Source organism: Polynucleobacter sp. SHI8 (assembly GCF_027944005.1).
Lineage (GTDB): Bacteria > Pseudomonadota > Gammaproteobacteria > Burkholderiales > Burkholderiaceae > Polynucleobacter.
In genome coordinates this window covers 2,342,012-2,362,057 of sequence record NZ_AP027204.1, presented here as the reverse complement: position 1 = coordinate 2,362,057, position 20,046 = coordinate 2,342,012, and the positions used below count along the sequence as shown (strand labels likewise).

Genomic DNA, 20,046 nt, shown 5'->3' with positions numbered 1-20,046 from the left:
TTTATGGTGAAGTTACTCTTGAGAGAAGATACTACTCAGCTTATCCATTCTTTCTAGAGCCATTCCAGAGCCACGAGCTACGCAGGTCAATGGATCATCAGCTACGTGAACAGGCAAACCAGTTTCTTCTAACAACAATCTGTCTAAATCGCGAAGTAATGCGCCACCACCTGTGAGCATCATGCCTCGTTCTGCAATATCAGAAGCTAATTCAGGAGGAGTTTGTTCGAGAGCAGATTTCACCGCAATCACAATTTGATTTAAAGGATCGGACAAAGCTTCTAAAATTTCATTACTCGTAACGGTAAAGCTTCTTGGAATACCTTCCGAAAGATTTCTACCTTTCACTTCCATTTCGCGAACTTCATTTCCGGGGAAAGCCGAACCAATCGTTTTCTTAATTAGTTCAGCCGTTTGCTCACCTATCAACATACCGTAATTACGGCGAATGTAATTAGTAATAGCATCATCAAATTTATCACCACCAACACGTACCGACCACTTGTAAACCATACCGCCGAGGGACATCACACCAACCTCAGTTGTACCACCGCCGATGTCTATGACCATAGATCCGGAAGCTTCTGTTACAGGAAGGCCAGCGCCAATTGCAGCAGCCATTGGCTCTTCAATGAGGAATACTTGAGATGCCCCAGCTCCAAGAGCTGATTCACGAATAGCTCGTCTTTCAACTTGGGTTGATCCGCAAGGTACACAAATAATAATTCTTGGACTTGGCTTCAAAAATTTGGTTTCATGAACCATTTTGATAAATTGTTTGAGCATTTGCTCAGTGATCGTAAAATCAGCAATAACACCATCCTTCATCGGGCGGATGGCTTGGATATTACCCGGCACTCTACCCAACATAGCTTTCGCTTCATGCCCTACGGCTAAGATGGTTTTTTTACCACTTGAGCCATCTTGTCGAATTGCAACAACAGAGGGTTCGTCTAGAACTATGCCTCGGTCGCGCATATAAATGAGTGTGTTGGCTGTGCCAAGATCGATTGCTAAATCGTTAGAAAAGTAACTACGGAAGAGTCCGAACATAAGATATTTGGGAGAATATTAAAATTTACAATATAAACTGGTTTTTAGAAGATAATGTATATGATACTGCAAGCATGTTATGAATATTGAAGAAATTAATCATTTAGCCAAACTATCAGGTTTGGAATTAGATCCTCACCAGACCAAACAGGTTTCTAAGGAGTTAGAAAACATTTTTAGTTTGGTGGCAGAATTGCAATCCGTTGATACAACAGGGGTTGAGCCTTTGTTTCACCCAATTGCTGTGATTGAGCCACTTAGTCAAGCATTAAGGGTAGATATTGTGTCTGAAGAAAATAATCGCACAAATAATATGTTATCTGCGCCAGTCAGTCATGAGGGGCTCTTCTTAGTGCCTAAGGTGATTGAGTGAACTGGCACGAAAAATCGCTCACAGAGCTATCTAATGCCCTTTCTGGCAAGGAAATATCTAGCGTTGAGCTAACCCAGTATTTCTTGAATCGTATGGCAAGATCTCAAAAGTTAAATTCCTACTTAGACATTCAAGAGGATTTATCCCTTCGAGATGCAAGGATCGCCGATCAAAAAATTGCAAAAGGAGAGGCTGGGCTTTTAACTGGAATTCCAATTGCACACAAAGATGTTTTTGTGACCAAGGATTGGAAATCCACCGCAGCTTCAAAAATGTTAGAAAACTATTTAAGCCCATATGATGCTAAGGTTGTGGAACTTCTTGGGGTCAATGGTGCTGGCATGGTGTGTTTGGGTAAAACCAATATGGACGAATTTGCCATGGGTTCCTCAAACGAAAACTCTGCCTATGGTCCCGCACTCAATCCTTGGAACACTAGTTATGTGTCAGGAGGATCTTCTGGAGGCTCAGCCGTGGCAGTTGCCGCAGGTTTGACGCCAATTGCCACCGGCACTGACACTGGCGGCTCCATACGTCAACCAGCAGCGTTTTGTGGGATAACAGGTATCAAACCCACTTATGGAAGCGTATCTAGGTACGGGATGATTGCTTATGCATCCTCTCTTGATCAGGCAGGTCCAATGGGTAAATCTGCTAAAGATTGCGCCCTTTTACTCAATGTAATTTCTGGGCACGACCCAAGGGACTCCACATCATTACGTAAAGATAGCTTGGATTTTGAAGGATTACTTGGAAAACCTTGGTCTACTCCTGGAGGATTACCTCTACAGGGATTACGCATTGGTATTCCAGACGAATATTTTGCACAAGGCCTTCAAGAGGAGGTTCGTAACTCGGTACAAGCGGCTTTAAAAACATTTGAAGAGTTAGGTGCGACTTGTATTTCAGTATCTTTGCCCAAAACAAAGCTTTCAATACCGGTTTACTATGTTTTGGCACCTGCAGAGGCTTCTAGTAATTTGAGTCGATATGATGGCGTACGTTATGGATTTAGAGCTAAAGAATACAAAGATCTCAATCAAATGTATGAAAGATCTAGATCCGAAGGATTTGGTGGCGAAGTGAAACGTCGAATTTTGATCGGTACTTATGTACTATCCCAAGGCTATTACGACGCATATTATTTGCAAGCGCAGAAAATTAGACGAATCATTGCCGAGGATTTTCAGGCGGCATTTACCCGGTGTGATGTTTTGATGGGTCCTGTCGCTCCTCAAGTTGCATGGAAAGTCGGCGAAAAGTCTAAAGATCCTGTGGAAATGTATTTAGAAGACATTTATACACTTAGTCCAAATCTTGCGGGTCTCCCCGCAATGAGTATTCCATGTGGAATGAGTCAACAAGGCTTACCAATCGGCATACAAATCATTGGAAATTATTTTTCTGAAGCAAAAATGTTGCAAATAGCGGATCATTATCAACAGAGTAGTTCTTGGCATCAGTTGGTCCCACCAAGTTCCGGAGTCCAGCTATGACAAGGTCAAATTGGGAGGTGGTGATTGGGCTTGAAACACACGCGCAATTAAAAACGAATTCAAAAATATTTAGTGGTGCAAGCATTGCTTTTGGTGCGGAACCGAATGTTCAGGCTTGTCCAGTTGACTTGGCGCTTCCTGGAACTTTGCCCGTATTAAACCAAGAAGCGGTCAATCATGCCATTCGTTTTGGGTTGGCGATCGGCTCTAAAATTGCCCCTATCAGCGTTTTTGCAAGAAAAAACTATTTTTATCCAGACTTACCAAAAGGTTATCAAATTAGTCAATTTGCATTACCCGTTGTAATCGGTGGCAAGATTCCTATTGAAATTGACGGCGTAAAAAAAGAAATTCAATTAACTAGAGCTCATTTAGAAGAAGATGCTGGAAAATCTTTACATGATGATTTTGTTGGACTGCATGGTGAAAAATCGAGTGGTATTGATTTAAACCGAGCGGGAACACCCTTATTAGAGATTGTTACTGATCCTGTCATGCGCAGTGCAGCTGAGGCAGTTGCGTACGCAAAAGAGTTACATGCACTCGTGATGTGGATTGGAATTTGTGATGGCAATATGCAAGAAGGCTCATTTAGATGTGATGCCAATGTGTCAGTAAGACCACTCGGACAGCAAGAGTTTGGTACAAGGTGTGAGATAAAAAATCTGAACTCCTTTAAGTTCCTAGAGGAAGCAATTCAGTATGAAGTACAACGGCAAATTGAGCTCATTGAAGATGGGGGCGTCGTTAAGCAAGAAACCCGCTTATATGACCCGGATCGTCAAGAGACCAGAAGTATGAGAAGTAAAGAGGATGCTCAAGATTACCGTTACTTTCCTGATCCAGACTTATTGCCGCTGCATATTACAGAGGAAATGATTGCCAGCATTCGAGCAACCATGCCCGCCTTACCAAGTGCATTAAGAAATACATGGCAAACCTCTTATGGTTTAAGTGACTATGACGCTTCTTTGTTAACCCAAAGTAAATCAACTGCGGATTACTTTATTGAATTACTCACCTTAATAAAAGAAGATATAGTCAAACCTGCCGTCAATCTGATGTCGGGAGATCTTGCGTCAGCTTTGAATCGAGATGGTCTTGAAGCATCCGAATCACCAGTACGACCATCCCACCTTGCTCAAATCTTGCAAAGAATTCAGGATGGAACTATTTCCAACAAAATTGCCAAAGATATATTTGCAACACTTTGGGAAAGAGGCGTATCAGGAGCATTAGCCGATCAAGGTGTAGTAGATGCACTCATCGAAGAAAAAGGATTAAAGCAAATCAGTGATGTTGGAGCGATTGAAAAAATTATTGACCAAGTTCTCTCGGATAATCCAAAATCGGTTGAAGAATTTAGGAGTGGCAAGGAAAAAGCGTTTAATTCTTTAGTAGGTCAAATTATGAAGGCATCTAAAGGCAAAGCCAATCCTGCACAAGTGAATCAGATTTTAAAAGAAAAATTAAGCAACTAATTTATTAAGAAAAAATACTTAAATGGATACTGATATCGATCAACCTCAGCAAGAACAAGAGCGTTTAGTTGCGCAGTGGCTTTTATCAACAGCCGGATTTTTTGACCGTCATCCGGATTTATTGGCCCAAATTGAGCTGGCTAACTCGCATAGTGGTAAAGCAATTTCTTTACAAGAAAAACAAATGGCTTTACTCAGAAACCAAAATCGAGATTTAAATCAGCGATTATCTGAGATGCTACGTTTCGGGACTGAAAATGATCGTACTCAAACCTTAATGGTGAAGTGGTTAGAGGGATTGCTGGCTTCTAAAGATCGAAATGCAACCATTGAGAGCATTACTACTGGCCTTAATAAGTTGTTTGATATTGGAAATGTAGAAATTATTTCCCCAGAACAAGTCTCAGAGGAATTAAAGACTAAATTAGATCTAGCGCCTATTTGCGGTAGTGTCGATCTTGTAACGAATCTAGTGAGTTCAGATCTTTTGTTAGATGCTAGCAGCATGGTTGTGATTCCATTGATGTATCAAGGTACTAATTTGGGGGCGTTATTCATGGCGAGCCAAGACAAAGAAAAATTTTCGCCTCAGATGGGCCTTAGCTATATACATCAATTGGCTCAACTGGCTGCCGCAGCGCTGTACCGATTCCAGGGTCAGTAATGCAAGGCACAACCACTAGGGAACTCCTTGCGGTTGAACAATTCATTGAAGAGCTTAGGGTCGTTAGACAACTATCTCCCCATACCCTCAAAGCTTATCGTCAAGATTTAATGATTCTTTGTCAAAACATATCCGAAGAGCATCTGGAGTTACATCAAGTAAAGAGTATTCATACAAGATCTTGGGTTGCAAAACTTCATAGTCAAGGATCTTCACCTAGATCCATCTCGCGACTTCTTTCTGCTTGGAGAACCTTTTTCGATTGGCTAGCTACAAGTAAGACTCAGGCACCTATTCATGAGATAAAGGTAAATCCTGTTCAAGATCTGCGAGCCCCAAGAAAAGCGAAGAGCCTACCTAAAGCCTTGAGTGTTGAATACGCTATTGTTTTAATGGAAAAGGCTCAGCAAGAAGCAAGTCAACCCTCAAATGAACAATGGTCTTTGTTGCGAGATCATGCCTTAGTTGAGTTGTTTTATTCATCGGGATTGCGCTTATCTGAAATTCTTGGAATTGATAGTTCCATGACAAAAGGGTATTCGAAAGATTCTTTTGGATGGATAGCTTGGGATAGTCAAGAAGTTCATGTGTTGGGTAAAGGTGGAAAACGTCGGATTGTTCCTATCGGATCGTCAGCAATGCAGGCTCTTAGAACTTGGTTTGATGCATGGGCAATAAAAATGGCGGAACAAGCGAAGAGTGCAGGCCCTCTATTTATGAATCAAAAAGCCCAAAGACTTTCGCCAAGGACTGTTCAAGAGCGTTTAAAAAATCTTGCCATGAGGTCAGGATTACCAGTCCATGTTCATCCACATATGTTGCGACACAGTTTTGCAAGTCATGTATTACAGTCATCTCATGATCTAAGGGCCGTTCAAGAAATGCTTGGACACGCCAGCATTGGGAGTACTCAGATTTATACTGCCCTAGATTTTCAACATTTAGCGCAAGCATATGACTTAGCGCATCCAAGGTCAAAGGCAAGTAAATAAATATGCAAGCAAGTATCTTTTTAGAGGGTGGTAAAGAGCACTCCGTACTTCACCAACATCCATGGATCTTTGCTAGTACAGTGGCACGCTATGAAGGCAAAGTTGGGGTTGGAACAACCGTTAGTGTTTTCAATGATGCCAAAAAAATGGTTGGTAGGGCTGCTTATAGTCCTCATTCACAAATCAGGGCAAGGATGTGGACGTGGGATCCAGAGGAGTCTATTGACCATGCTTTTTTCAAAAGAAAAATAGCCGTAGCTTTAGATCATCGAAAAAAATGGATTAAAAATACGAATGCCATACGCTTAATTTTCGGAGAGGCAGACGGACTACCTGGGCTCGTTGTCGATCAATATGACAAGCTATTGGTTTGTCAGTTCTTAAGTGCTGGCTCGGATCACTGGAAAGATGTCATTGTAGAAATTCTTGCTCAACAGACTGGTTGCGATTCGATTTATGAACGCTCAGACGCTGCTGTTCGACAACGAGAAGGACTTGAGTCGCAAACAGGCCTTTTATATGGAAAACAGCCCAATACAGAAGTTTTGGTTCAAGAAAATGCCATTTCTTATTTAGTGGACCCAATACATGGACATAAAACAGGTTTTTATATTGATCAGAGGGACAACCGTCTTCTTGTTCAAGAGTTATCTCAAAACCGTCGAGTATTAAATATGTTTTGCTATACAGGAGGGTTTTCGTTATCCGCTTTAAAGGGCGGTGCTAAAGAAGTCATCTCCGTAGATTCTTCTGGAGATGCTTTAGAGGTAGCAAAAAAACAGACAAAATTGAATGATTTTGACGAAAATCGTGCCATTTGGTTAGATGAAGATGCTTTTGAGACACTCAAAAATATGCGAATTCGAGAAGAGTTTTTTGATTTAATTATCTTAGATCCCCCTAAATTTGCCCCCTCAGCGGCGCATTTATCGAAAGCAATCAGGGCTTATAAAGAAATTAATCGAACCGCGATGCAAATGTTAAATAAAAGTGGGTTAATACTCACTTTCTCTTGTTCTGGCGCAATGGATATGGAGACTTTTGAAAAAACGATTTTTACGGCAAGTAAAGAAGCTGCTAGCCATCAAAAATCTGGCGAATTTAAATTTCGTGTACTAAAGCGCTTGACATCAGGCCTAGACCACCCTAAATTAATATGTTTCCCTGAAGGCGATTATCTCAAGGGTTTATTATTGGAACGAATTTAAGTTCATCAATAGCTTTAACAAAGATTTAGGAAAAAATGGCACTTATACCTGTAACGATTTTGACTGGCTTTTTAGGAAGCGGCAAAACGACACTTTTAAAACACATCCTGACTGCTGATCATGGAAAGAAAATTGCTGTCATAGAAAATGAGTTTGGTGAAGAAAATATCGATAATGAAATCCTAATCCAAAACAGCAATGAACAAATTGTGCAAATGAGTAACGGCTGTGTTTGTTGCACCATTCGTGGCGATTTGGTAGAAGCACTAAATCAGCTTTGGGAACAGAAAAAATCTAAACAAATCTCATTTAACCGTGTGGTGATAGAAACAACCGGAATCGCCAATCCAGGTCCAGTAGCTCAAACATTTTTCATGGATGATGATGTCGCCGAGCATTATGTATTAGATGCAGTTGTTACTCTAGTAGATGCCAAGCATGGAGATCAGCAATTAGATGAGCATGAAGAGGCGCAAAATCAAGTAGGCTTTGCCGATCAAATATTTATTACTAAATGTGATGTTGTGGATGAAAAAATTCGACAGGCTTTAAGAAATCGTATTGTCCATATGAACCCCAAAGCACCCATAAAAGAAATCACGCATGGAGTTGTCAACTTAGATGAAGTGTTTGATCTTCATGGGTTTAATTTAAACGCAAAATTAGATATAGATCCGCACTTTTTAGAACAAGAAAATCATGATGATTGTGGACATGATCATAGCCATGACCACGATCACCATCATGACCATGATCATCATCATGAGCAACATGGCCATACAGATAAAATCCAATCTTTTGTGTTTAGAAGTGAAAAGCCCTTTGATCATAAAAAGCTGGAAGATTTTTTAGGCGGCATATTATCTGTCTTTGGCTCCAAATTATTGCGCTATAAAGGCGTTTTATACGTTAAAGGTTCAAATCGTAAAGTTGTATTACAAGGTGTCCATGAAATGATGGGTAGCGATATGGCCGGCCCATGGGGCACAGAACTTAAGCAAACAAAAATTGTATTTATAGGACAGGATTTGCCAAAAGATACTTTAATGATGGGTTTAGAAGGTTGTTTAGTTTAATCTGTAAAAAACAAAAGAAAAATATATAAGGATGACAAATGGCTACTTCAACGATAAAAAAAACAGTTAGTAAAAAAACAAGCGTAGATACTGAAAAAAACACAAAAGGAAATAAAGCAGATCCTAAAGATCAAGCTAAAAATGAAATGACTACAAAAACAAAAACACCGGCTACACCGAAAGTAATTGAATTAATCTCTGAAGCGCAGTTAGTGAAAATGTCTGATAAAGACTATATGAATCCAGAGCAGTTAGAGTTTTTTAAAGATCGCCTACAAAAATTGCGTGATGATATTTTAAAAAATGCTGATGCTACTACTGAAAACTTACGTGAAAACACCTTGGTTCCAGATCCTGCTGATCGTGCAACGATTGAAGAAGAGCACGCTTTAGAATTAAGAACAAGAGATCGCGAAAGAAAGCTTTTGAAGAAAGTAGAACAAGCGCTTGGCAGAATTGAGTCAGGGGAATACGGTTGGTGTGAAGAAACTGGTGAAGCCATCGGAGTTTCAAGATTACTGGCTAGACCAACTGCCAATCTTTCACTCGAGGCTCAAGAAAGACGCGAACTTCGTCAAAAACTATTCGGTGATTAAAACCTCACAACTCTAGTAGTCAACCTTTATTCCTAAAATAAAGGTTCTACCAGGTTGCGGAGCGTAAAGCCTGAGAGTGTCTACAGTCGTTGAGTAACGAATCGTATCGTTTAATAAATTGTTCGCTTGTAAATAGTAAGTAACAAGCAATCGATTGATTGCTTGTGATTTTGACAAGCGAAAATCAAGTTTGTTATAGCCTGCTGTACTAGGCTCGTTATAAAACGTAGAAGTAGCAGTTTTATATTGCCCTAATGCATGAATTAAAGAGAGATTTGCTTTCCATCCGAACCGGCTGTAATAAATAGCACTACCTATTCGAGTAGCTGGTTGAAGCGGTAGATAACCACCTTGGTCTAATGTTCCTTCAGAGTAATCACCAAAAATTCGACCAGCAAATCCATCCCCATTCATGTTGTATGTCACTTCAGACTCAACTCCCTTAATAATTGCATTTGCTTGCAAAAATTGACGTACTGGAAAGTCACTATTTAGATCGGTTGCACCCGTATACTGGGTATAAACAAAGTTAGAGACAAAATTTTGATAAAGATTAAGCTTACCCTGTGTAAGACCTTTATTCTTTCTCCAGCCTATTTCAAAATGATTAGAGCTTTCCTTATTTAAATTTGGATTACCAACATCAAAAGTTGCTGTTGCATCATGGTTTCCGAACGAGTACAACTCATCAACGCTCGGTGCACGTTGTGAAAAGCTATAGCGAATTAATATAGCTTGTTCTGTAATAAAGTTCCAAGCTGCCTGTGAAGACAGGGACACTAAAGAAAATTGATTTGATTTAGGAATAAAACTTAATGGAGCACTCCCACCTGAGGGTATGTCAAAGTTTGGGCTATCAGAATAAGGGATTGAGGCATCGGGATTTCGTCGCACCCATTCATAGCGAAAGCCATTTTGCACATCTATATTGCCAAAAGATTTATTTTCTATGAGGAAAATGGCCATATTATCCGACTTGGTTGATGGAATGATGGCAGCGTTAAGGTTCGGATTTGTTAAATCTGTAGCAGAAATTGTGCCACTACCAGCTTGAAGACCAAATGAGCCCGTCCAACTAAGAATTGGCTCATGAAATAACTCCATGCGCGTCTCAATGGATTGGTTTTTAAATTCAGACTGTGGTGACTGTGTGTTTGATAACTCTTGATGTCTGTAATTGGTATAAATAAACTGTGTTTTAAGTTTAGAAATACCAGTAAAGGGATTTGACTCTTCATCTAGGAGGGAAAATCGATTTTGTAATAAGTCAATCTGAGACCCTTCTGCTGAGGGAATCCCATAAAAATTTTGGAATTGACTGAAAGAGAAGCCGGTGTATCCAGAGGCTCTAAAATAACATGCTCCCAATCCCAAATCATTTTGACGGGAAAATGAATATGGTTGAAGTTGACCATCAGGCCTTTGATAGTCATTCAAACGACGAGAAGTATTATCCACATGTAAGGTCCAATTGCCGATGGAGTCTTCAGCCAATATGCCAGTGGAGAGGCCCTGTTGATTCAGGTTATATTGACCAACAAAGCTCGCACTTGGCTCCGCTAAAGTACTGGAGGGTATTCGCAGATCAATCACATTAAGAAGACCTTGATTTGCACTAGAGCTATAGCGTAAGGATTCACTGCCACGCAATAATTCAAAAGATTGACTAAACATAACATCAGAGGCAACAGCGTGATCAGGAGAAACGCTCGATACATCCCCTGAATTCATGCCATTTTGAAGAATCGGTACCCTTGAACCAGACATTCCCCTGATAATCGGTCGACTAGAACTTTGACCAAATGATGAGCTACTAAATCCAAGCTCATCATGAAGAGACTCAGCAATATTAGTCGGAAGTTTACTTTGGATTTCTCGTTGCCCAACATTGAGTTCGACCCTATTAGAAAGGGGTGAGGAGCCCTCTACAGTTAATGTTGGAATGTCTGAAACCCGAATCGATGGCTCTTGAGCAAAAGTTAATTGACTTAAAAAAAAGAATGAACTTAGTAAAAATAGATGTGAAAAACAAAAATGATGTTTATTCATGACGCCCTCAAAAAAATTAATTTAAAAAACGAATTAATTTGAGAGTGGCGGAGCCCTTGATAGATAAGAAAAAGTATGGAGAAAACAGGTAGATTGATAACTCGCTTGTTGTACACCAAAGCTAACTGATAAAAGCTTTATTTGAAATATAAGACTTGACAATCCATAACCCAAAACAGCATGATCCCAAGAAACACAGTTGTGTTTAACGTCATGATAGACAAAAGGATTAGACTCTTCAAAAGCCTCAGGTGAGGCATTGAATTGATTAAAAGATATATCCGGGGAATTAACACTTACCGCGTGCGCTATTCGATGCTGAAAACCCCAGAATTGCATGAGCAAAATGCATAACAAAATGACTTTGCACCAATTGGAAGCAAATTTTTTTTGGGGATTATTAAAGTAAAACATGTAGGTAATGTATCATTTTTTTTAAAACTAGCTTAAAAGATTCAATACAAGATAGATGTTTCAAATTAGAAATAAAAGTGTTGAATTAGAAGAGTATATTTATGGTATTGCGAAAAATTAATAATTACTTAACTATCACTTATCATTAAGACTATCTCTTGTAAAAAATTATGGACCATAAAGACCTTACCCTAAGCGATATCGCGCCAACCCTTAAAGCTGAAATTCTAGCTGAGGCATTGCCTTATATCCGTCAATATCATGGCAAAACTATCGTAATTAAGTACGGTGGTAATGCGATGACAGAGGAGCGCCTTAAAGAAGGTTTTGCTCGAGATGTGATTTTGCTCAAGTTGGTTGGAATGAATCCCGTTGTTGTGCATGGTGGTGGACCACAAATTGATGATGCTTTGAAGAAAATCGGTAAAGCTGGAACTTTTATTCAAGGCATGCGTGTTACGGATGATGAAACGATGGAAGTCGTGGAGTGGGTCCTTGGTGGAGAAGTACAGCAAGACATCGTCATGATGATTAACCAATTTGGTGGTCAAGCCGTCGGTCTTACTGGTAAAGATGGTGGTTTAATTAAAGCAAGAAAATTAATGATGCCTGATAAAGATGATCCTACAAAGGAAATTGATATTGGTTTTGTCGGTGAAATTAGCTCAATCAATCCTGCCGTAGTTAAGGCCTTACAGGATGATGCTTTCATTCCGGTTATTTCACCTATTGGATTTGGTGAGGACGGAAGGGCTTACAATATTAACGCAGACTTAGTTGCGGGAAAAATGGCCGAGATTTTGCATGCAGAGAAATTAGTGATGATGACGAATATTCCTGGTGTGATGAATAGCAAAGGTGAGTTATTGACCGATTTAAGTGCAAAAGAAATAGATGGCTTGTTTGCAGATGGTACGATATCAGGTGGCATGTTACCAAAAATATCATCCGCGCTAGATGCAGCAAGAAGTGGCGTAAATTCAGTACATATCATTGATGGCAGGATTGAGCATTCTCTGCTATTAGAAATTTTGACAGAACAAGCTTTTGGAACAATGATTCGATCACATTAAATGAGTAGCCTAGATGCAGTAAATCTGGAGACATACGGTACTCCAACCCAAGAAGACTCGAAGGGCCGTAAGCGCCCTAAGCCAGGGGAGCGTCGCATCCAAATTTTGCAAGCATTAGCTGAAATGTTAGAAAATCCGCAAGGTGAAAGAGTTACAACAGCAGCTTTAGCAGCCAAAATTCAAGTATCTGAGGCAGCACTTTATCGACATTTCGCAAGTAAAGCGCAAATGTTTGATGGTTTAATTGCCTTTATTGAGCAGACTATTTTTGGACTAATTAATCAAATCATTGCTAAAGAAGAGAACGGCAGAATTCAGATTCAAGAAATTGCCATGATGTTGCTGGCTTTTTCTGAGAAGAACCCTGGCATGACAAGAGTATTGTTAGGGGATTCATTATTTCAAGAAGATGCTCGCTTGCAAGAGCGGATCAACCAAGTATTGGAGCGTGTTGAAGCTTCCATGAAGCAATCCTTTCGGATCATGCAAACACAACAAAACATTAGTTGGTCAGCGGATGATATTAGTCATCGATCGGGATTAGTGATGTCTTATGTTGTGGGGCGTTGGCATCGTTTTGCAAGAAGTGGTTTTACAAAATCGCCATTAGATAATGCAACAGCATCCATGGGTGTACTTCTATTTGTATGACTGGTCTAAATACTCAGTCATATTCCATTCAATTTAATGAGCCCCTAGCACTAAAAAGTGGCGCTCAGTTGGGTTCTTACTCTTTAGAAGTTCAAACCTACGGGCAATTAAACGCCAATAAAACGAATGCAGTTTTAATTTGTCACGCGCTTAATGCTTCACATCATGTCGCAGGAGTTGATCCTGTATCAGGAAAAGCTGGGTGGTGGGATAACATGATAGGTCCAGGCAAGCCCTTAGATACCAATCATTTTTTTGTGATTGGCGTTAATAATTTAGGGTCTTGTTTTGGCTCAACTGGTCCGATGAGCATCAATCCAGAAACTAATACACCTTATGGTAGTACTTTTCCTTTAGTAACTGTGGAAGACTGGGTAATCTCTCAAGCCCGACTTGCGGATTATTTTGGGATTCAAAAATTTGCTGCTGTTATGGGAGGTAGTTTAGGAGGGATGCAGGCACTTGCTTGGGGGATTCAGTTTCCAGAGCGAGTTGAACATTGTCTGATCATAGCCTCTGCCGCAAGTTTATCTGCACAAAATATCGCCTTTAATGAAATTGCGCGAAGCGCTATCATGAGTGATCCGGACTTTCATGAGGGCAATTATTATGCTCATCAAGTCACACCTCGCAGAGGTCTGCGTGTTGCAAGAATGATTGGGCACATAACGTATTTATCGAATGACGATATGGCAGAAAAGTTTGGTAGAGATTTAAAGCGTCTCCAAGGCGATCCGCAAGATTATCGATTTAGCTTTGACACGGAGTTTGAGGTAGAAAGTTATTTACGCTATCAAGGTGAAAAGTTTGCGGATTACTTTGATGCCAACACTTACCTGCTCATTACTCGAGCGCTTGATTATTTTGACCCAGCAAAAAATCATGGCGGAAACTTATCTAAAGCCTTAGCGGTCATGCAATCAAAATCTCTTGTCATTAGTTTTACAACGGATTGGCGTTTTGCTCCTGATCGAAGTCGAGAAATTGTCAAGGCTTTGTTAGATAACAAACATTCAGTAACGTATGCTGAGATAGACGCACCTCATGGCCATGATGCTTTTTTACTAGACGATGAAAGATATCATGGTATTCTTCGCGCCTATTTTTCTAGAATGCAAAAGGATTTGGCATGAGTACAAAAGTTCGCGCGGATTTTTCTGCCATTGCCAATTGGATACAACCTCATTCGAGCTTATTAGATCTCGGTTGTGGTGACGGTGATTTTTTGGAATACATCAGAGCACAAAAAAAAGTACAAACCTATGGCGTTGAGATTTCTGATTTAAGTGTTTTAGCTTGTGTGGAAAAAGGACTCGATGTTATTCAGCAAGATTTAGAGGCAGGCTTGGCATTATTCGAAAATCAAAGCTTTGATATGGTACTTCTGTCACAGACACTGCAAACGATTCATGAAACAGAATCGATCTTAAATGAAATCGTTCGCGTAGGTAAAGAATGCGTTATTTCATTTCCTAATTTTGCACATTGGTCGCATCGCATTGATATTCTTTTAGGCAGAATGCCCGTGTCAAAATCATTACCTTTTGATTGGTACAACACGCCTAATGTGCGTGTTTTAACTATTGCAGATTTTGAAGCATTAGCGAGTAAGATTGGCATCAAAATTCTAGATCGTGTCATTCTGCATGAAGGCAAAGAAATCAGCTGGGCCGCAAACCTGTTTGGAAGTCTCGCAATTTATAGAGTACAAAGCGCTTAAAGAATGTCAAGTACTACAACTGAAGCAAAACAATCCTTAGCGGAAATTCTGAGCGCCTATACCCAAAAAATCACACTACGGATGTTCTTTTTAGGTTTCTCCGCAGGACTGCCCTTGTTGCTGGTTTTAGGGACACTGGGTTTTTGGTTAAGAGAGGCAGGAATTGATCGTAGTACGATTGGGTACCTATCTTGGATCGGCCTTATTTACGGCCTGAAATGGGTTTGGGCGCCATTAGTTGATCGCTTGACCTTGCCCCTTTTATCCAATTGGCTTGGACGCAGAAAAGCTTGGCTACTCATTGCGCAAGTGTTGGTTATGATTGGACTTGTGGGCATGTCGATGTCAGATCCTTCGCAGCAAGTCAATGCAGTTGCATGGTTTGCAGTTTTAGTTGCCTTTGGTTCAGCCACCCAAGACATCGCTTTAGATGCATTTCGTATTGAATCAGCCGACACTAAAATGCAAGGCGTCTTAGCAGCAGCTTATCAAACGGGTTATCGATTTGCGATGATATGGGCTGGCGCAGGTGTATTGTGGATAGCCGCTCGAGCGCAAAATACTCCAGACAATGTCTATGATCATTATGGCTGGCAAATTGCTTATTTATGCATGGCCGCATCCATGTTGGTTGGTGTCATCACAGTTCTCATCTCTAAAGAGAAGCCGTTTGTTCCTAAGACAGATGTTCACTCCGTCAAACAATGGATCCATGTTGCGTTTATAGAGCCCTTTGCAGATTTTTTAAAAAGATATCAATGGCATGCCGTATTAATACTTTCATTAATTGCTGTGTACCGAATTAGTGATGTCGTGATGGGGATTATGGCGAATCCCTTTTATGTGGATATGGGCTATACCAAAGATGAGGTTGCCAGTGTGACCAAAATATTTGGCGTCATCATGACTTTATTGGGAGCATTTATTGGTGGAGGATTAACAGTTCGGTTTGGCATCTTTCGGATTTTGATGTTGGGCGCCATCTTATCTGCTGCAAGTAATCTACTTTTTGCTTGGTTAGCTACTCGAGGCCATGACTTAAGTGGTCTGATATTTGTGATATCTGCAGATAATTTAAGCTCTGGGATTGCCTCCGCAGCTTTTATTGCCTATTTATCGTCACTCACGAATGTTTCATATAGTGCGACTCAATATGCTTTATTTAGTTCAATGATGTTATTAATACCAAAATGGATGGCTGGTTTTTCAGGAGTTTTTGTAGACCATTTTGGTTATTCAACATTTTTTATTTCTACGGCAATCATTGGTTTGCCGGTACTCATTTTGGTTTGGTTCGTAAGTAAATTAAATCTTATTCAAAATAGTGATCAAGCAGAAAATTCAGTTAAATCACAATCATAATCAATGATCAAAGGGGCATGATCAGAGAAACGTTCTTGTTTATAAACTTGTTGCGTCTTCGCGAATGACCCTAAACCTGATGTAGCAATGTGGTAATCAATCCGCCAACCCACATTATTGTTATAGGCTTGACCGCGTTGACTCCACCAGGTGTAGCAACTATCTGTCGCATTTGGTTCTATTTTTCGATACACATCTACAAATCCTTCAATATCAAATAAATGGGTCATCCAAGCTCTTTCCTCAGGAAGAAAGCCAGAATTCTTGATATTCCCTTTCCAGTTTTTTAAGTCAATTTCTTGGTGGGCAATGTTGATATCACCGCATAAGGCAATTTCAAAACCCTGCTTTTTTAAGGACTGCAGATGAGGTAAAAACACCTCTAAAAACCGAAATTTAGCGGCTTGCCGATCTTCAGAGCTTGAACCTGATGGAAAGTAGACCGAGATAATCCATAACTTGCCAAAGCGCAGAGCCGTATATCGCCCTTCATCATCAAATTCCGCAACTCCAAAACCAGTGCTTACTTCATCAGGCACTTGTTTTGAATAAATGCCTGTGCCGCTATAGCCCTTTTTCTGAGCACAATGAAAATAGGATGAGTAATTTAACTGCGCAGTTAAATCATTTGATAAATCACCCAATTGTGCTTTAATTTCTTGTAAGCAAATAAAGTCTGCGTGAGTGCTTTGCATCCATTCAAAAAAGCCTTTTTTTGCTGCAGACCTTATCCCATTAACATTTGCCGTTATTATTCTTAACATGAAACCACATTCCTCTGAATTTATTGATTTTGCACTTCAGGCCAAAGTACTTTCTTTTGGCGAATTTAAAACTAAAGCTGGTCGTCTTTCACCTTATTTCTTTAATGCCGGTGATTTTAATGATGGCGCTAAATTAGGTGCTTTAGGTGAATTTTACGCTCGCACTTTACTGTCTGCACAAATCGAGTTTGACATGTTATTTGGACCCGCATACAAAGGCATTACTTTATCTGCGAGTACCGCCATTGCGCTTGCCCATTTAGATAAAAACGTTTCATTTGCATATAACCGTAAAGAGGCAAAGGATCATGGCGAGGGAGGCATTTTGGTTGGCGCACCTCTGCAAGGGCGGGTTGTGATCGTTGATGATGTGATTTCTGCAGGGACATCAGTACGTGAGTCGGTTGAGTTAATTCAAAAGGCTGGGGCAACTCCTTGCGCTGTGTTAATTGCTTTAGACCGTATGGAAAAGTCTGGAAATGCTATTGATATTGGGGAATTCTCTGCAGTTCAAGCCGTTCAAAAGGATTTTGGTATTCCGGTCATTGCGATAGCTAATCTTGCGGATCTATTACAGTTTTTAGAGAAAACAGATGACACGGTTCTAAAAGAACATCTACCCAAAGTACAAAGTTATCGTCACCAATACGGCATTAATTAGAAAGGCGCTTAGGTAAGCGCCTTTCAATGGGAATCAATCTAAATCAAGCCGTTTGATTAATCTCAGCAAGTTTCTTCTGAATAGCAATCGCATCGAGTTGCTCAAAAGGTAATGAAGCTAAAATCTCCACACGCTTTTTTAAACCAACCATGACAGCACGCATTGCACGACGTTTGACATCATCACTACCCGAAAGATTGGATGGGTCTGGGAATATCCAATAAGCGCTTGCAGGATTGCCAGGAAGATGAGGAATCGCTTCGCCATTGGAAGGGTCATACAAAGAAATAATAAAATTCATGGTCGGAGCATCTGGAGCATTAAACTCTTCCCAGCTTTTGCTACGAAGATTAGCACTTGAATATTGAAGTTCATCAGCAATTTCTAAGGCGAATGGACTAACAGAATCTTGCGGGTGTAAGCCAGCCGAGTAGCCAACAAATTTTCCACTGAGATGAGTCGAAGCAACTGCCTCACCAATAATAGAACGCGCTGAATTATGGGTACAAATAAATAGAATATTGTATTTAGACATAAAAAACCTTATTGAATGAAAACAATTCAACAAATATGAAGAATTGATAAGTTAATTTAGTCTATCAGTGTGAATAATTCGTTAAAAGCAATATAAAAATTAAAAAATCAATTAAATCAGCAGATTAAATCTCAATAATGCCATCAAAAACAGTTGTCGCTGGACCGGTCATGATAACGTTTGCCTGAAGACCAAGTTGTGCATATTGCCAATCAATCTCTAACAATCCACCACGGGTTTGAACAGAGACTGGTGAGTCAACGAGATTTTTTAAGATGACAGTTACTGCTGCAGCACAAGCGCCAGTGCCACAGGAAAGAGTTTCACCAGAGCCTCGCTCGAAGACTCTGATGTTGATATGACCACGATTCACTACTTCAACAAACCCAACATTGACTCGTTTAGGGAAGCTTGGATGGCTCTCAATTTCTGGACCAATTTGGCTGACTAAAGCAGTTTGAACTGATTCTACCAATTGGACTGCGTGAGGATTCCCCATTGAAAGTGGAGCAATCCAAACGTTTGATTGCGTTAGTGGTAATAAAAATTCACTAATGGGGCCAATCACTCGAGTATCAAAATTACCTGGAATAAAAGGAATCAAGTTATGCTCAAAAATCGGAGCGCCCATATTGACTCGAACGCGCTGATCTTCCTGCTCAGTCAGAGTGATCGTAGTGTGTGCAACTTCGACCTTGATTTCTTTTTTGGAGCTTAGACCTTTTTCACGAACAAACCTTACAAAACACCTTGAACCATTTCCGCACTGCTCTACTTCAGATCCATCGTGATTGATAATACGATAACGAAAATCTGCATCGGTAGTTGTTGGAGATTCGACAAGTAAAATTTGATCAGCGCCAATACCCAATTGACGATTGGCTAGAAAAATCCAATCGTCTTTAGTCAATTGACTAATGTCTTGCGCAATTGCATCAATGACAATAAAGTCATTTCCTGCACCATGCATCTTTGTAAAGTGAAGTTTCATGAATAAAACCTAGCTTGACCCTCAGGCCGATTTTTAAAGCGTTTATGAACCCAATAATACTCTTCTGGCCTAGGAATGATTTGTGCCTCAAAGAATTGATTTAATCGCAGCGTGTCTGCCACCTCATCATCTGTTGGGAAGTTTTCTAATGGCCTACCGATATGTACCGTGTAGGATTTTCCGTCAGGATTTAACGTCGTAATGACAGGACATACTTCAGTTTGAACAATTTTTGCCATTCGAGATATGGAGGTCACAGTGCAGGTTGGCACACCGAAGAATGGCACAAATACAGAGTCTTGTTTACCAAGATCCATATCTGGAGAAATCGCAACTGCTTGATTAGACCGAATCGCACGAATCATTTCCCTGGCATTTTGTTGCCGAAGAATCATTCTTCCACCAAAACGCTCACGCCAAAACTTAATTTTTTGATTGAAAAAATCATTTTTCATTTTGATGTAAAGCGTGATGGGGCTTTGCAACCCACGCTTATTTAAATAAAGAGAAATCCCGATTAATCCGGCTTCGATACCTAACAGATGCATACTAAAAAATAGACGGGATTTACCATCCGCCATATCAATGTCAGATGTGACTTGCACCAGTTTTTCTATTTTGGCCTCTGAACCTAACCATAAGTATCCGCGCTCAGTGATTGATCGACCAAATAATCGCCAATGCTTGAGAGCTAATTTATTTAATTCTTGTTCAGATAAATTAGGGAAGCAAAGCTTTAAGTTAATATCCACTACTTTTTTGCGCTCAATCGGCAAGTGATAGGCAATCCAACCTAAAGCATCACCAATGGCATGGTTCGCTGTAATAGGTAAGGCGTTTAGGAAATATAAAAAACCTAAGCCTAAATAATTAAAGATATGCGTCAC

General features: G+C 40.2%; 20 protein-coding genes. 14 read left to right on the top strand and 6 right to left on the bottom strand.

The features are described from left to right. Positions 1–12: 12 nt before the first annotated feature. Positions 13–1,053 carry a rod shape-determining protein gene (locus tag QMN06_RS11840; protein ID WP_281970318.1) on the bottom strand — a complete coding sequence of 347 codons (1,041 nt, stop codon included), beginning with the start codon at positions 1,051–1,053 and terminating at the stop codon, positions 13–15. Between the two features lie 79 nt (positions 1,054–1,132). On the opposite strand from QMN06_RS11840, the gene gatC reads away from it, so the two are divergent. From gatC to dksA, 8 genes are all read left to right on the top strand, one after another. Further along, a complete protein-coding gene (gatC, locus tag QMN06_RS11835) occupies positions 1,133–1,426 on the top strand; it encodes an Asp-tRNA(Asn)/Glu-tRNA(Gln) amidotransferase subunit GatC (protein WP_281970317.1) in 294 nt (97 codons plus the stop codon). After that, the gene (gatA, locus tag QMN06_RS11830; protein WP_281970316.1) at positions 1,423–2,922 is read left to right on the top strand and encodes an Asp-tRNA(Asn)/Glu-tRNA(Gln) amidotransferase subunit GatA; all 1,500 of its coding nucleotides are present in this window, start codon (positions 1,423–1,425) and stop codon (positions 2,920–2,922) included. Before gatC ends, gatA begins: the two co-directional genes overlap by 4 nt. Then, a complete protein-coding gene (gene gatB / locus QMN06_RS11825; protein ID WP_281970315.1) occupies positions 2,919–4,403 on the top strand; it encodes an Asp-tRNA(Asn)/Glu-tRNA(Gln) amidotransferase subunit GatB in 1,485 nt (494 codons plus the stop codon). The genes gatA and gatB overlap by 4 nt, the downstream gene beginning before the upstream one ends. 22 nt (positions 4,404–4,425) lie before the next feature. Then, complete coding sequence (locus QMN06_RS11820) at positions 4,426–5,067, top strand: DUF484 family protein (protein ID WP_281970314.1); 642 nt, start codon at positions 4,426–4,428, stop codon at positions 5,065–5,067. After that, the gene (locus tag QMN06_RS11815; protein WP_281970313.1) at positions 5,067–6,059 is read left to right on the top strand and encodes a tyrosine recombinase XerC; all 993 of its coding nucleotides are present in this window, start codon (positions 5,067–5,069) and stop codon (positions 6,057–6,059) included. The genes QMN06_RS11820 and QMN06_RS11815 overlap by 1 nt, the downstream gene beginning before the upstream one ends. A 2-nt stretch (positions 6,060–6,061) precedes the next feature. Beyond that, positions 6,062–7,267 carry a class I SAM-dependent rRNA methyltransferase gene (locus QMN06_RS11810; protein WP_281970312.1) on the top strand — a complete coding sequence of 402 codons (1,206 nt, stop codon included), beginning with the start codon at positions 6,062–6,064 and terminating at the stop codon, positions 7,265–7,267. A gap of 35 nt (positions 7,268–7,302) precedes the next feature. Continuing rightward, positions 7,303–8,343 (top strand): GTP-binding protein, encoded by a 1,041-nt coding sequence (locus QMN06_RS11805; protein WP_281970311.1) that lies wholly within the window; start codon positions 7,303–7,305, stop codon positions 8,341–8,343. A 146-nt stretch (positions 8,344–8,489) separates the two neighbouring features. Continuing rightward, positions 8,490–8,939, top strand: a complete 450-nt coding sequence (gene dksA / locus QMN06_RS11800; protein ID WP_281971788.1) for an RNA polymerase-binding protein DksA — start codon at positions 8,490–8,492, stop codon at positions 8,937–8,939. Between the two features lie 12 nt (positions 8,940–8,951). On the opposite strand, the gene QMN06_RS11795 is transcribed toward dksA, so the two are convergent. Then, on the bottom strand, positions 8,952–10,988 hold the full coding sequence (locus QMN06_RS11795) for a TonB-dependent receptor (RefSeq protein WP_281970310.1): 2,037 nt from the start codon (positions 10,986–10,988) through the stop codon (positions 8,952–8,954). A 584-nt stretch (positions 10,989–11,572) separates the two neighbouring features. Here QMN06_RS11795 and argB point away from each other — a divergent pair. From argB to QMN06_RS11770, 5 genes are read left to right on the top strand one after another with little or no spacing between them, the layout of a single operon-like run. Continuing rightward, positions 11,573–12,475 carry an acetylglutamate kinase gene (gene argB, locus QMN06_RS11790; protein WP_281970309.1) on the top strand — a complete coding sequence of 301 codons (903 nt, stop codon included), beginning with the start codon at positions 11,573–11,575 and terminating at the stop codon, positions 12,473–12,475. Further along, positions 12,476–13,126: a nucleoid occlusion factor SlmA gene (gene slmA, locus QMN06_RS11785; RefSeq protein ID WP_281970308.1), complete on the top strand. Its 651-nt coding sequence runs from the start codon at positions 12,476–12,478 to the stop codon at positions 13,124–13,126. After that, complete coding sequence (locus QMN06_RS11780) at positions 13,123–14,259, top strand: homoserine O-acetyltransferase (protein ID WP_281970307.1); 1,137 nt, start codon at positions 13,123–13,125, stop codon at positions 14,257–14,259. Before slmA ends, QMN06_RS11780 begins: the two co-directional genes overlap by 4 nt. Next, positions 14,256–14,846, top strand: a complete 591-nt coding sequence (metW, locus tag QMN06_RS11775) for a methionine biosynthesis protein MetW (RefSeq protein ID WP_281970306.1) — start codon at positions 14,256–14,258, stop codon at positions 14,844–14,846. The genes QMN06_RS11780 and metW overlap by 4 nt, the downstream gene beginning before the upstream one ends. Before the next feature lie 3 nt (positions 14,847–14,849). Continuing rightward, positions 14,850–16,208, top strand: a complete 1,359-nt coding sequence (locus QMN06_RS11770; RefSeq protein WP_281970305.1) for an MFS transporter — start codon at positions 14,850–14,852, stop codon at positions 16,206–16,208. Here the strand turns inward: QMN06_RS11770 and QMN06_RS11765 are convergent. After that, positions 16,175–16,972: an exodeoxyribonuclease III gene (locus QMN06_RS11765; protein ID WP_281970304.1), complete on the bottom strand. Its 798-nt coding sequence runs from the start codon at positions 16,970–16,972 to the stop codon at positions 16,175–16,177. The two genes, QMN06_RS11770 and QMN06_RS11765, sit on opposite strands and share 34 nt — an antisense overlap. On the opposite strand from QMN06_RS11765, the gene pyrE reads away from it, so the two are divergent. After that, complete coding sequence (gene pyrE / locus QMN06_RS11760) at positions 16,971–17,633, top strand: orotate phosphoribosyltransferase (RefSeq protein WP_281970303.1); 663 nt, start codon at positions 16,971–16,973, stop codon at positions 17,631–17,633. The two genes, QMN06_RS11765 and pyrE, sit on opposite strands and share 2 nt — an antisense overlap. A gap of 43 nt (positions 17,634–17,676) precedes the next feature. Here the strand turns inward: pyrE and QMN06_RS11755 are convergent, their stop codons facing one another. From QMN06_RS11755 to QMN06_RS11745, 3 genes are all read right to left on the bottom strand, one after another. Next, positions 17,677–18,168, bottom strand: coding sequence for an arsenate reductase ArsC (locus QMN06_RS11755; protein ID WP_281970302.1), 492 nt, complete (start codon positions 18,166–18,168; stop codon positions 17,677–17,679). Positions 18,169–18,292: 124 nt separating this feature from the next. After that, positions 18,293–19,159 carry a diaminopimelate epimerase gene (gene dapF / locus QMN06_RS11750; protein ID WP_281970301.1) on the bottom strand — a complete coding sequence of 289 codons (867 nt, stop codon included), beginning with the start codon at positions 19,157–19,159 and terminating at the stop codon, positions 18,293–18,295. Further along, complete coding sequence (locus QMN06_RS11745; RefSeq protein ID WP_281970300.1) at positions 19,156–20,046, bottom strand: lipid A biosynthesis acyltransferase; 891 nt, start codon at positions 20,044–20,046, stop codon at positions 19,156–19,158. Before QMN06_RS11745 ends, dapF begins: the two co-directional genes overlap by 4 nt.